Raw genomic sequence first — 13,759 nt, 5'->3', positions numbered from 1 at the left:
GTTTAAATATACAGATAATTCTTTTTAATCGGAAAATGGAGGGGTATAAGTGGCAGAGTTAAGAAGCAACATGATCAAAAAAGGTTTCGACCGTGCACCGCACCGAAGCCTATTGCGAGCAGCAGGGGTAAAAGAAGAGGATTTCAATAAACCATTTATTGCGGTGGTAAATTCATATATTGATATTGTTCCAGGACATGTCCATTTACAAGAGTTCGGAAAAATCGTGAAAGAAGCGATTAGAGAAGCGGGCGGAGTGCCATTTGAAATGAATACAATTGGTGTTGATGATGGGATTGCTATGGGTCATATTGGGATGAGATATTCTCTTCCAAGTAGAGAAATCATTGCAGACTCTATTGAAACAGTAGTTTCTGCGCACTGGTTTGATGGAATGGTTTGTATCCCGAACTGCGACAAAATCACACCAGGGATGATGATGGCAGCGATGCGCCTTAACATTCCAACAGTATTTGTCAGCGGCGGACCAATGAAGGCTGGGGTTACAAGCGATGGTAAAAAGATTTCTTTATCATCTGTATTCGAAGGTGTAGGAGCTTTCCAATCAGGAAAAATTGATGAAAAAGGATTGCTGGAATTAGAGCAATTTGGCTGTCCGACTTGCGGATCATGTTCAGGTATGTTCACAGCTAATTCCATGAACTGCTTAGCAGAAGCTTTAGGACTTGCTTTGCCAGGAAACGGAACGATTCTAGCTGTTGCTCCAGAGCGCAGAGATTTCGTTAAGAAATCAGCAAAACAACTAATGGAATTAATTGATAAGGACATCAAGCCGTTAGATATCGTAACAGAAAAAGCGATCGATAATGCATTCGCATTGGACATGGCATTGGGCGGTTCGACAAATACTGTCTTGCATACATTGGCATTAGCTAATGAAGCAGGAATTGATTATCCGCTTGAAAGAATTAATGAAGTGGCAAGCAGGGTTCCTCATCTGTCGAAATTGGCTCCTTCCTCTGATGTCCATATTGAAGATTTACATGAAGCTGGTGGTGTTTCAGCAGCACTTAATGAGCTGTCGAAAAAAGAGGATGCCCTTCATTTAGATACATTGACTGTAACCGGCAGAACACTTGGTGAAAATATTGCTGGCTGTGAAGTACAGAACTATGATGTTATTCGTCCAATTGATAATCCGCATACAGAAAAAGGTGGATTGGCAGTATTGTTCGGAAATTTGGCTCCAGATGGTGCAATCATCAAAACAGGCGGGGTCCAAAATGGTATCACAAAACACGAAGGGCCTGCTATTTGTTTTGAATCACAAGAGGATGCCCTTGAAGGAATTTCAAAAGGCAAGGTACAGCCTGGCCATGTTGTAATCATCCGCTATGAAGGTCCAAAGGGTGGACCGGGAATGCCGGAAATGCTTGCACCGACTTCGCAAATTGTGGGGATGGGTCTTGGACCAAAAGTAGCGCTTGTAACAGACGGACGATTCTCTGGAGCTTCCCGCGGCTTATCTATCGGTCATGCTTCACCGGAAGCTGCTGAAGGCGGTCCGCTTGCATTCGTAAAAGACGGCGATCATATTGTTATTGATATCGAAAATCGTACAATGGATGCTATCGTTGACGAAGCAGAATGGGAACAAAGAAAATCGGAGTGGAAAGGCTTTGAGCCAAAAGTTAAAACAGGCTATCTTGCTCGATACTCTAAATTGGTTACTTCCGCAAGTACTGGCGGAATCATGAAAATCTAACAAAAAAAGTCGATGGTAATTACTCCATCGACTTTTTTTGTTTATCTTCCGTATGAATACTCTGAACTTGGAGGATATCAAGCAGGAATACAAATACAGGTATCCCGAGAATTAAGCCCCAAACTCCAAAGAAATGCTCTGAGAAAATCAGCACAATGAATGTGAAGAAAACAGGCAAATCTGTTTTGGAAGACATTAATTTTGGGTTAAGAACATAGGCTTCCAGCGCATGTATTATGCAGATAAATACGATGAGGATAATTATATACATATAACCGCCAATCGTATAACCAATTGTTAAAAGCGGGATTAGAGAAATAATAACTCCAGCTACGGGTATCAAACCAAATAGGAAAACCATGATGGAAAGGCCGAGCAATTGAGGGAATCCTAAAATCCATAAACCAATCGTTGTTAAAATACAATTGACTAACGCAATAATAAACTGTGCTTCAAGAACTTTCCCGAATGTTAAAACGAATTTTTTTCCGAAAAAAGCTATCTCGTTATAAAAAGCAGCAATCTTGCTTGTTTTAAAATTTTCTTTGTATTTAATGAGTCTTGGCTTTTCCAGCAAGAAGAAAAAGCTTAATATAATCGCGAGCAAGAACTGAATGCTAAATGCACTGATATTCGTAAAGTATACGACAATAAAACCAAGTCCTTGTTCCAAATAGCTGTTAATGTCCCTAGCTTGAATGGCTGTTACTACATAATTCAAGACGGCATTATCGTGAGGGCGAGAGTAAAAATCAATAAGCTGCCTAATCAATGCTGTAATTTCCTCAACGAGCATCGGTAAATACTTAATAAATCCATACGACAATAAACTGATTGTTATAAGGTAAAGCAGGCTGACGATAATGTTTCTTTTGATTGGGATTTTTTTAGAAATAATTTTTTCTAGCCTATCCATTAAAAATGAAAGGATAAAGGTAAAAAGCATTAGGTTAACCATACTTCTTAAAAAGTAAATCCCCAGAATAAGCAATCCGAAAATGACAATTCGTTTTGCACTTTTATTTGCTATTAATTTATTTACTAACTCCATTCTCCTTCTCCTGACCCTTATTGATATACATCTTTACCTTAATTTTACCTTAAATGGAGAAATATCATAACAAAAAGTTATGATATTTGGCTAGTTTTTTTCTTTTTTGTGTCAACTTTTTTCCATTTAAAGATTTTATTCAGGAAATAGAAGATTTTTGATGATTCTTTTGTCAGCAAAGGACCTAAAATAGCCAGTATTAATACGTAAAGGGCAGAGAATGGTTTGAGCATTGGCATGAGACCGCCAGCGATTCCTAAGTTTGCGACAATGATGGAAAATTCACCGCGAGACACAATGGTTAAGCCGATGTTTGCGGATGCTTTATGTGACAAGCCTGTTCTTCTTCCGGCAATCATACCTGCGATAAAGTTTCCGAGAATGGTCAGAATGACAGCGCCAAGAGTAAACCAGATTGCACCGCCTAACTCAAATGGGTCAATCGTTAATCCGAAGCTGAAGAAGAAAATAGCTCCGAAGAAATCACGGAAAGGAACAACAAGCTGTTCGATACGATGGCTGTGCTCTGTTTCAGAGAAAACAAGTCCAAGTAGTAGTGCGCCAATAGCTTCTGCAACATGGATTGTTTCTGAGAAGCCTGCAACAAAAAACAGTGCTGCGAAGATGACAATAATAAAAATCTCGTTAGAAGAGATATCTAGCAGTTTATTTAATAGAGGTGCACCTTTTCGGGCAATAACGAAAAATAGTAGCATATATCCGAGAGCAGTACCAATGCTAAGCAGTGTTCCGCCGATGGATGTGGCGTCTCCTAAAACGAGACCAGAAATGACTGATAAATAAACGGCAAGGAAAATATCCTCAAACATGATAATACCGAGTATTAGCTCAGTTTCAGCATTACCAGTTCTACGTAAATCGACGAGTACTTTTGCTACTATTGCGCTTGAGGAAATAGTAATAATACCCGAAATAATAAAGACCTCGATTACGTCAAAGCCATTTAAGAAGCCGTATATAAGCCCTAGTGAGAAGTTAATTATTATATATATTGTGCCGGCAGTGACAATAGAGCGGCCTGATTTAATCAGTTTGCCAACGGAGAATTCCAACCCTAAATAGAAGAGGAGGAATAGCACACCGATTCTGCCCATAAAGTTAATGATTTCGGCACTTTCAATGAATCTGAGGTCAATGATTCCAAAATGGGGTGCATGGGGACCAACCAACATGCCGACAATGATTAAAAATGGAATAATGGAGAACTTCAGTTTGCCCGCCAAAATGGCTGCAAGGGCAACTAGAAGTAACGCGGTACCAACTTCAAAAACTAAGTGATCCATTAAGTGTCACCTCCAGTGCTTTTAGTCAATTGCTCAAGTATTATTTTCTTTAAGTGCTGCCTTTCTCCTGATATGACAAGGGTGTCGCCTGCTTCAACTAATGTGTCTGGCCCAGGGCTAAGCATCTTGTCAGCGCCTTTTTTCATGATGGCAATAACATTTACTTTGTAGTTGTTGCGAATATCCATATCCCCAATCGTATGATTCGCAGCTTTAGAGTCGCGTTCCACCTTATACCATTCGATAATTAAATCATTAAAGGCCATTTCGATATTTTCTAGAGCTTTTGGTTTGTACGCCATCCCGCCAAGGATACCTGCAATTTGTCTTGATTCTAAATCGTTGAAAGTAACGCTTGAGATGCTTTCCTCATGGTCATCATCATCAAAATGATAAACCTCGCGTCTGCCATCATCATGAATGACAATTACTACCTTATCGTTGTTTTTTGTTATTAGTTCGAATTTTTTTCCAATGCCAGGGAGTTCAGTCTCTCTGATATTCATCTTTCTTTCCTCCTTAATATATTTTTTATAAATTTACATCGATGCGAGGAATGGTTACCTCTTCTTTGTTAATCCCAAGGAACTTGTAAGTCTCTTGCTTTGTAGAATGGTGGAAATGCTTTTGCAGTAAGGAAATAGCAACACCTCGCTTATAAGCATGATAGCCAAATGTCTTGCGCATCGAATTAGTGCCGATATTGGAGCCGATGCCTAACGCTTCAGCAGCCTGGTGAATGATTCTGTATGCCTGCTGTCTGCTAAGATGGTTTTTGGATTTTTTCGACTGGAATAAATAGCTGTCAGGTTCATGATTGCATGTTGAGACATAATGCAATATTTCCTTTTTTACCTTTTGGTTTAAATAAACCTTACGCTCATCCCGAAGATCATCCTTTTTAATCGTGTAGAAATCGCAGATTCCATCTCCCTCAAGAAGATCCGAAATACGGATATCTAATAGCTCCGTTATCGTCAAACCAGTATTGATGCCAAGCAAAAACAGCAAGTAGTCACGTTCAGATTGTTTTTTTAAGTAACGCTTCATGCTGTTTATCTGCTTTAAGTCCTTTATTGCTTCTACAACTTCCATATTCTTTGCTCCTTTAGATATAATGTAACTCAACATATAAAAATAATAGTATTGAGTAACATAACTTAATTATAGGGTATTACCGAAGATGAGTCAAATGTAAACGTTCCAATATGCAACAATGCTTGTATTCCAACATTTAGACTAGCTTAGAAAGGGTTTTTTCTTGAATATTATTCGTGTTCACCTATATAATTATTTCATTCAATTAAAACGTTTTTATGGGGGGTGGAAGAAATGGGGCTGTGCAACTAAAGGAAATTACAAACAGGGTAAAACGAAGTGATATTCATTACACGAACCAAAGTCTATCCATCCAGAATTTCTGCTGCATATTATGTGTTACGGTGATGCTGCAATAAGTTTCATTATATAGATGAAGTAATGCATAGAAAAAAGGCTTAAATTGGATGAGATTATGATATGTAATGATATATTGCCCCCATTACAAATCGCAGTAAGCAACCCAGAAATATGTGGGGGATTGTCCTGTGAATATGCATTTGGGTGCCAACATAAAAAGAAGGAAGTTAGAAATACTATTTCAGATGAGAGTATTTCCTTCTTTGCAGACATTGCTGCTAATTTAAGCTAATTTTCTTATAATATCAGGAGGTGTAAGCCTTTTTAGGCTGTTCATTGGAAATTTTTAATATAATTTTATTCGCAATACTTATAGCTTTTACAGGTTTTTTCGTTGCAACAGAGTTTGCAATCGTTAAAGTAAGGGGTTCAAGGATAGATCAGCTTGTAGCAGAAGGAAGAAAAGGTGCGTTAGCTGCGAAAAGAGTAACTAGCCACCTTGACGAATATCTGTCAGCTTGTCAGCTAGGTATTACAGTAACAGCGCTAGGTTTAGGGTGGATTGGTGAACCTACGGTGGAAGCAATTCTTCATCCGGTATTCGAGAAGTTTCATGTATCGGGGTCTGTTTCGACCATTTTATCTTTTGGGATAGCCTTTGTGTCTGTTACCTTTATCCATGTGGTTGTCGGAGAACTTGCTCCTAAAACAGTCGCTATCCAAAAAGCTGAAATGATTACTTTGCTTTTCTCTCCACCAATTATTTGGTTTTACAGGTTGTTGTATCCATTTATTTGGCTTTTGAACGGATCTGCTCGTGTTTTAACAGGAATGTTTGGCCTAAAGCCAGCATCAGAGCATGAGCTTGCCCACTCAGAAGAGGAACTCCGTATTTTAATGTCTGAAAGCTATAAAAGCGGTGAAATAAATAAAAATGAATTAGCATACGTAAACAATATTTTTGAATTTGATGAGAGAATAGCGAAGGAAATTATGGTTCCTCGAACAGAGATGGTAACAATCAGTTTAGACAATACCTTTGATGAAATTATGGACATTTTAGAAGAGGAAAACTATACCCGTTATCCATTAGTGAATGGTGATAAGGACAATGTTATCGGTTTAATCAACATTAGAGAATTCTTAACAGCAAGGATCCAAGAGCAGGAACAGATGGATCTGGAGAATTATATGAAGCCCATTATCCGCGTGATTGAAACAATACCTATTCGTGACTTGCTTATTAAGATGCAGAAGGAACGTACCCATATGGCAATCCTGCTTGATGAGTATGGCGGAACATCGGGAATTGTGACTGCAGAGGATATATTGGAAGAAATCGTCGGCGATATTCGAGATGAGTTCGATGAGGATGAAGTAGCGGAAATCCGCAAAATAAAAGAAAACCACTATATTTTGAGCGGAAAGGTACTTATTAGTGAAGTTAACGACCTTCTTGGCATCCATCTATCTGAAGAGGAAGTGGATACAATCGGAGGTTGGTTCTTGACTAATAATTTTGAAGCTGTCGAAGGCGATGAAATTGAAGAAGAAGATTATGTTTTTAAACTAAAAAGCATAGAGGAGCATCATATTCATTTCATCGAAGTATTTAAAACATCCATTAAAAAAGAAACAATTTAAAAAAAGAGGACTTCATTGTGCATGAAGTCCTTTTTTTTGTGGAAAATAAACGGAAGGTATGCCTTATAAACTAGTTTATAGTTTAAAAAAGTCAAAAAAACCAATAATAGGTATTTTTTTAAACTAATAATTGGAAAAGAATCATTCTATTTAATTATGTCAACATTGTGTCCGTCAAAGTTATACTTAGTTTAAATTGTAACGAAGCTGAAACCGCTTTATCATGAAGGTAGAAAGAATAAGGGGTGAACAATTAATGTCGAACGAAAATAATAAAGGTTTTCGCGTTAAAATACAGCGTTTTGGAAGTCACCTGAGCGGAATGGTAATGCCGAATATCGGCGCATTTATCGCTTGGGGAATTATTACAGCACTTTTTATACCATCTGGATACTTTCCAAACGAAAGTTTTGCACAACTAGTTGATCCAATGATCAAATACTTGCTGCCATTATTAATTGGTTATACTGGCGGTAAAATGGTTTACGATGTCCGCGGGGGCGTAGTCGGTGCCATCGCAACAATGGGTGTTATCGTCGGTTCTGATATTCCGATGTTCCTTGGAGCAATGATTATGGGTCCTCTCGGCGGTTACTTGATCAAAAAAGTCGACGATCTGTTCAGAGGTAAAGTAAAAGCAGGCTTTGAAATGTTAGTAAACAACTTCTCAGCAGGTATTCTAGGTGCAATTATTACACTTCTTGCATTAAAGTTTGTAGGACCTCTTGTTGAAGCATTAAGCCAAATGCTTTCAAGTGGAGTAGAATTTATTGTCGATGCAAACCTTCTGCCACTTGCAAGTATCCTTATTGAACCAGCTAAAGTCTTGTTCTTGAACAATGCGATCAACCAAGGTATTCTTGGACCAATTGGTGTAGATCAAGCAAAAGAAGTAGGGAAATCAATCCTATTCTTACTAGAAGCAAACCCAGGACCAGGTCTTGGTGTGTTATTGGCATATAGTATTTTTGGTAAAGGTACATCAAAACAAACTGCACCTGGTGCAGCGATTATCCACTTCTTAGGTGGTATTCATGAAATTTACTTCCCTTACATCCTAATGAAGCCTGCAATGCTGTTGGCAGTTATTGGGGGGGGAATGAGTGGTGTGTTCACATTCACTGTATTCAATGCAGGACTTGTTGCAACACCATCACCAGGAAGCATTATTGCCATTATGGCATTGTCTCCTAAAGGTGAGCATTTAGGAGTATTAGCAGGTGTAATTGTTGCTGCTGTTGTTTCCTTCGTAATTGGTGCAATTGTTTTGAAAACAAGCAAAGGCGAAGCAGAAGATATCAATGCTGCTGCTGAAAAAATGCAAGAGCTTAAAGGTAAAAAGAGCTCTGTTGCAGGTGCTGTTACTGGCGCTGATGCATCTGTTGAAGCTGCTGAAGCAACTAACGAAGCTGCAGAATTTGACTATAGCACTGTGAAGAAAATTATCTTTGCATGTGACGCAGGTATGGGTTCAAGTGCTATGGGTGCTTCCATCATGCGTAATAAAGTGAAAAAAGCTGGTGTTGAAGGTGTTGATGTAACAAATACATCTATCGCAAACCTTCCGAATGATGCTGACCTTGTTATCACACATAAAGATTTGACAGACCGTGCAGTGGCTAAGCTTCCAAACGCACAACACGTATCTGTAGAAAACTTTATGAACAGCCCTAAATATGATGAGATTATCAATAACTTGAAATAATGTTGGGAGGAGCTTACCTTAATTAGGTAATGCTCCTTTTTAGGTTGTAAAAGTCTTAAAAGCGGGTAAAATAAACCATCAACTAAACCATTCTATGGTAATTTAATAATGGCAACATTAGATGTGAAAAAAATGCCTTAACAACTGTTTGAGTCTTGTTAAACTCTTATTTATAATTAAATTATGTCAAGAAAACAAGGTGGTATGGCATGGTTATTTCTGCAAGAGAAAGACTGATTTTACAATTTTTGCTTGAAGATATGAAAGAGGATGTCACAATCAAGCAGCTTGCTGATATTGTGAATGTGAGTGAGCGGACAATCCACCGTGACCTAAAAAATATTGAAGATGTTTTGCAGGCATTCCACTTAAAGCTTCAAAAAAAAGCAGGAGTGGGAGTAAAGGTAATTGGTGCACAAGGTGATATTTACCAATTAAGAGTAACGATCCTTAAACAGGATTTTACAGAATATACACCTGATGAAAGGCTTATCGTCGCTTTATGTACACTGTTGGATAATAAAGAGCCTGTTAAGCTTTTTTCTCTTGCGAACGATATGGGTGTAACAACAGCAACTGTCAGTCACGATTTGGATAAGCTTGAACCGATTATTAAACGATATGATCTGCAGCTTGTGCGTAAGCGGGGTTATGGAATCGAACTGGAAGGTTCAGAGGATGCAAAAAGAAAGGCAATAACAAGTCTTATCTCGGAAAGATTTGACGTGCCAGAATTTTTGAAGATGGTCAGAGACAATATTCAAAAGAAATCCACCAATAAAATAGATTCTATTTCAGAAAGGCTGTTAGGCCTAGTCCATAAAGAAAAGATCATCTTGATAGAGGGAATCATTGAGGAAATCAATGAAGAGCTGCCGTACAGTCTGGCAGACAGCTCTTATGTTGGGTTGGTTGTCCATATTGCCTTGGCGATGGAACGAATCCAAAGGGGCGAAAATATTACTCTTCAAGAAGACTATTTGCGAGAGTTGAAATCGACAAAAGAGTTTAGTTTTGCTCGGAAAATTGCTGCTCGTTTAGAAAGAACATTTGAAGTCACCATCCCTGATGAAGAGATTGGTTATATCACGATGCATTTGCGGGGAGCAAAAATCCGCTATGACAAGGATATAGGGATTAAGGATGAAAATATCGAGGTTGCTGTCATTGTGCAGAGCTTAATCAAAAATGTGGAGAATCTTCTCCATACAAGACTATTAGATGAAACCTTATCTCAAGGGCTGTTGGCACATCTTCAGCCAGCGTTATACAGATTAAAGCAAAAAATGAGAATTTCCAACCCGCTGCTGAGTAATATTAAAGATGACTATTATGAATTGTTTAAAGTCGTAAAAAAGGCAGCAGAGCTTACCTTGCCCAATCAAGATATACCGGAAGAGGAAATCGGTTATTTGGTTTTGCATTTTGGAGCGGCATTAAATTCAAAACAGCTTACGACTAAATTAAGGGTTTTAATTATATGCTCAAGTGGAATTGGTACATCAAAAATGCTTGCCGCAAAAATTGGCAATGAGATTCCTGGTCTATCTGAAATTAAAACGGCATCTGTTTTTGAAATGAAAAACATTTCTCTTGATGAATATGATGCCATCCTATCAACAATCCCAATTGAGGATATGAACAGAGATTATTTTGTTGTCAGTCCAATTTTGACGAATCATGAACTCGAACTTGTCAAAAACTTTTTGCAAAAAAAAGGCGGACAATTAACAGAAAAAGCAGAACCGGCTAATGATGGGGTTGAGATATTATCCCTCAGCTTTCAACACTTTGATCAACTAGGCAAACAAGTAACAGTACTTGCAGACCTATTGAAGGATTTTGAGGTATGGAAAGCAGGCGATGCTGATTTAAACAAGGTATTACAGGATGGGCTGGAAAGGCTTTTGTATAAAGGTTCTATCTTAGACGCTAACGAAGTGTTGTGTTCTCTACAGAATAGAGAAAAGATAGGCGGCTTAGCTATTCCAGACACAACACTTGCCCTTTATCACACAAGAAGTGATAAAGTGTCATACCCATCTTTTAATATAATAGATGCAACAACTGCTTATGAATTGAAGGCGATGAATGGAGGAAGCGAAAAAGTAACAAGAATTTTACTTTTGCTGGCACCATTCGAGCTGACTTCATCAACATTGGAATTATTAAGCTTTATTAGTTCCTTGATTATTCAGTCGCAAACTAGCATTAAGCTGTTTGAAAATGGAACTAAAGATGAATTAGCGCATTTCATTAGCAACCAATACTTAAAAAACTATATTCATACAAATCAGGAGGCAACGAAATGTCTATATTAAAAAAAGAAAACATCATCCTAAACAGTAATGTGTCTGAAAAAACAGAGGCTATTAAATTAGCTGGTCAAATCTTGGTAGACCAAGGCTATGTTTCAGCAGATTATATTCCAGCAATGCTTCAAAGAGAAGAGCTTTCTTCTACTTACATGGGTAACTTCCTAGCGATTCCACATGGTACAGATGAAGCAAAAGCAGCTGTTCTACAATCAGGTCTATCAGTAGTACAAGTTCCAAACGGTGTTGACTTCGGTGATGGAAACATTGTGAAATTACTAGTTGGTATTGCAGGTAAAGACGGAGAGCACTTAGAGATTCTGTCTCAAATCGCAATCGTATGTTCAGAAGAAGAAAATGTTGAAAAGCTTGTTCAAGCAAAATCAGAAGAGGAAATTATTTCAATTCTAAGCGAGGTTAACTAATATGAAAGCTATCCATTTTGGAGCAGGAAATATTGGGAGAGGCTTTATCGGCCTTTTATTACATCAATCAAAGTATGAAGTTCACTTTGTAGATGTAAATGAAAAAGTCATTGATGAAATCAACCAAGAGGGCACATACAATGTATTTTTGGCAAATGATGCGAAGGACCAATTTACTGTAACTAATATTAAAGGTATTAACAGTAAAGCGAATCCGGAAAAGGCAGTGGAAGAAATTGCATCTGCTGATTTAGTTACAACAGCTATTGGTCCAAATATCCTTAAGTTCATTGCACCATTAATTGCAGATGGATTGAAAGCAAGAAAAGCAAAAAATGGGCAATTCTTGAATATCATTGCATGTGAAAACATGATTGGCGGTAGCACAGAATTGAAGAAGTTCGTGTTTGAGCACCTAAATGATGAAGAAAAAACATGGGCGGAAGAATATATTGGATTCCCTGATTCTGCAGTAGACCGCATTGTTCCGAATCAGTCAAATGAAAAGCTGTTGGACGTACTTGTTGAGCCATTCTTTGAGTGGGTTATTGATGAAACGGAAATCAAAGGTGATAAGCCTGAGATTCCAGAAGCACATTTCGTTGAAAACTTAACTGCTTATATTGAAAGAAAACTATTCACTGTTAATACAGGTCATGCTACAACAGCATACCTTGGTAACATAAAGGATTATAAAACAATTTCTGAAACTATTGCTCATAAAGCTGTTGAGGAAAAGGTATTGCAAGTCTTAGGTGAGACAGGAAAAGTGCTTGTTGAAAAATACAAGTTCGACAAGGAAGAGCATCAAAAGTATATTCAAAAAATCATCGGAAGATTCTCTAACCCACATATCGTTGACGATGTGAAAAGGGTGGGACGTTCTCCACTACGCAAATTAAGTCGCAATGACCGCTTAGTTGCACCAGCAATGGAATATGTTGAACTATTCAAGGAAATTCCTGCAGGATTAGTGGAAGTAATGGCTTCAGCGATGCTGTTCTTCTCATCAGAGGATCAAGAATCAGTTGAGTTAAAAGAATTGATTCAGTCAAAAGGAGCAGAACAAGCATTCATCGAGGTTTCTGGACTGTCAGCAGACAACAAGCTAGTTAGTGCTGTAGCTGCTGCTTACAAAGAAATTCAATAACTTAGTATAAAGAGCTGTCCTTTAATAGGGCAGCTCTTTTTTGTATTATTTTCCAATAAGTTTTGTGGGGTTTGGACAAGGGTAGATAAGGAGCATACAGAGAGGAGAGAAAGTGTAAAATGAATACTAATAAGACTATCCATGTGGTTTCTTCAACAGATGATAATTATGTTCCCCATCTAGGAGTGATGTTTGTTTCTCTCTTAGAAAATACCCATCAACACAGAAAGGTGCAGCTATATGTGCTGAATGGTGGCATAACAGAGAAGAATAAACAATGGCTGCAAAAGACTGTAGCTCCATATCAAACTTCCATACAATTTTTGGATGTTGATCCAAAACAATATGAGAACGCAATCGAAAGCAGACATATCACAAAAGCCTCCTATTACCGTATTTCCATTCCAGATTTAATTTCTGATCCAGATATTGCAAAGGTCCTCTATATCGACAGCGACACTGTAGTGCTAGATGATGTTTCCAAAATCTATGATCAAGATATTTCACCTAATATTGCTGCTGCAGTAATTGACTGCGGACTTCATGACAGACTTCAAACACTTAACGTCAGCGAGGATGCAAACTATTTTAATGCAGGCATTATGCTAATAGACTTAAAAAGCTGGAGAGACAACAATATAACAGACAGAGCCTTTGATTATATAAAAAATGCAACAGATGAACAGCTAGAATACCATGATCAAGATATTCTTAACACATTGCTTTGTGATAAATGGCTCGAGCTTCATCCGAAGTGGAATGCTCAAGCGTATTTATTGTTAAAACAAAAGAAATTAGAATTTATTGATGAAATCAAAAAGCAGGAAGCGTTCAGTAAGCCTGCGATTGTTCATTTCTGCGGGGAAGAAAAGCCATGGCTGAAGGGATATGTCCATCCATATAAAAAGACGTATTATCATTACTTAGAAAAGACTGCATCTGGATTGGAGCAGGAAGCAAGTGCAAAAAACATATAATGAAAAAGGCTGATGAAAATCAGCTTTTTTTCTATTAGAAAAGGCTGAAACCGTTAAGTTTCAG

Annotated in this window: 11 protein-coding genes; 7 read left to right on the top strand and 4 right to left on the bottom strand. The window is 38.0% G+C overall.

The window, feature by feature from the left end:
* Nucleotides 1-49 precede the first annotated feature (49 nt).
* Entirely contained in the window at nucleotides 50-1,726 is a 1,677-nt protein-coding gene (gene ilvD, locus NQZ71_RS01005) for a dihydroxy-acid dehydratase (RefSeq protein ID WP_127740735.1), read from the top strand.
* A 19-nt stretch (nucleotides 1,727-1,745) separates the two neighbouring features.
* Here the strand turns inward: ilvD and NQZ71_RS01000 are convergent, their stop codons facing one another.
* The 4 genes from NQZ71_RS01000 to NQZ71_RS00985 form a co-directional block, all read right to left on the bottom strand.
* Nucleotides 1,746-2,777 (bottom strand): AI-2E family transporter, encoded by a 1,032-nt coding sequence (locus NQZ71_RS01000; RefSeq protein WP_144457422.1) that lies wholly within the window; start codon nucleotides 2,775-2,777, stop codon nucleotides 1,746-1,748.
* A 77-nt stretch (nucleotides 2,778-2,854) separates the two neighbouring features.
* Entirely contained in the window at nucleotides 2,855-4,081 is a 1,227-nt protein-coding gene (locus NQZ71_RS00995; RefSeq protein ID WP_127740739.1) for a cation:proton antiporter, read from the bottom strand.
* The gene (locus NQZ71_RS00990; protein ID WP_144457420.1) at nucleotides 4,081-4,587 is read right to left on the bottom strand and encodes a cation:proton antiporter regulatory subunit; all 507 of its coding nucleotides are present in this window, start codon (nucleotides 4,585-4,587) and stop codon (nucleotides 4,081-4,083) included. The genes NQZ71_RS00995 and NQZ71_RS00990 overlap by 1 nt, the downstream gene beginning before the upstream one ends.
* Nucleotides 4,588-4,612: 25 nt before the next feature.
* Nucleotides 4,613-5,176 carry a tyrosine-type recombinase/integrase gene (locus tag NQZ71_RS00985; RefSeq protein WP_144457418.1) on the bottom strand — a complete coding sequence of 188 codons (564 nt, stop codon included), beginning with the start codon at nucleotides 5,174-5,176 and terminating at the stop codon, nucleotides 4,613-4,615.
* 639 nt (nucleotides 5,177-5,815) lie between these two features.
* Between NQZ71_RS00985 and NQZ71_RS00980 the strand changes: the two genes are divergently transcribed.
* From NQZ71_RS00980 to NQZ71_RS00955, 6 genes are all read left to right on the top strand, one after another.
* A complete protein-coding gene (locus tag NQZ71_RS00980) occupies nucleotides 5,816-7,123 on the top strand; it encodes a hemolysin family protein (RefSeq protein ID WP_144457416.1) in 1,308 nt (435 codons plus the stop codon).
* A 256-nt stretch (nucleotides 7,124-7,379) separates the two neighbouring features.
* A complete protein-coding gene (locus tag NQZ71_RS00975; RefSeq protein ID WP_260054765.1) occupies nucleotides 7,380-8,828 on the top strand; it encodes a PTS mannitol transporter subunit IIBC in 1,449 nt (482 codons plus the stop codon).
* Between the two features lie 209 nt (nucleotides 8,829-9,037).
* Nucleotides 9,038-11,149: a BglG family transcription antiterminator gene (locus NQZ71_RS00970; RefSeq protein ID WP_317011196.1), complete on the top strand. Its 2,112-nt coding sequence runs from the start codon at nucleotides 9,038-9,040 to the stop codon at nucleotides 11,147-11,149.
* The gene (locus NQZ71_RS00965) at nucleotides 11,137-11,568 is read left to right on the top strand and encodes a PTS mannitol transporter subunit IIA (protein ID WP_127740751.1); all 432 of its coding nucleotides are present in this window, start codon (nucleotides 11,137-11,139) and stop codon (nucleotides 11,566-11,568) included. The genes NQZ71_RS00970 and NQZ71_RS00965 overlap by 13 nt, the downstream gene beginning before the upstream one ends.
* Nucleotide 11,569: 1 nt before the next feature.
* The gene (locus NQZ71_RS00960) at nucleotides 11,570-12,718 is read left to right on the top strand and encodes a mannitol-1-phosphate 5-dehydrogenase (RefSeq protein WP_144457410.1); all 1,149 of its coding nucleotides are present in this window, start codon (nucleotides 11,570-11,572) and stop codon (nucleotides 12,716-12,718) included.
* A 119-nt stretch (nucleotides 12,719-12,837) separates the two neighbouring features.
* On the top strand, nucleotides 12,838-13,695 hold the full coding sequence (locus NQZ71_RS00955; protein WP_260054767.1) for a glycosyltransferase family 8 protein: 858 nt from the start codon (nucleotides 12,838-12,840) through the stop codon (nucleotides 13,693-13,695).
* The last annotated feature ends 64 nt before the right edge of the window (nucleotides 13,696-13,759 follow it).

It is taken from the genome of Niallia taxi (assembly GCF_032818155.1).
Taxonomy (GTDB): domain Bacteria; phylum Bacillota; class Bacilli; order Bacillales; family Cytobacillaceae; genus Niallia; species Niallia taxi_A.
The sequence above is the reverse complement of the archived record's forward strand: the minus strand, read 5'-3'. Positions and strand labels throughout refer to the sequence as shown.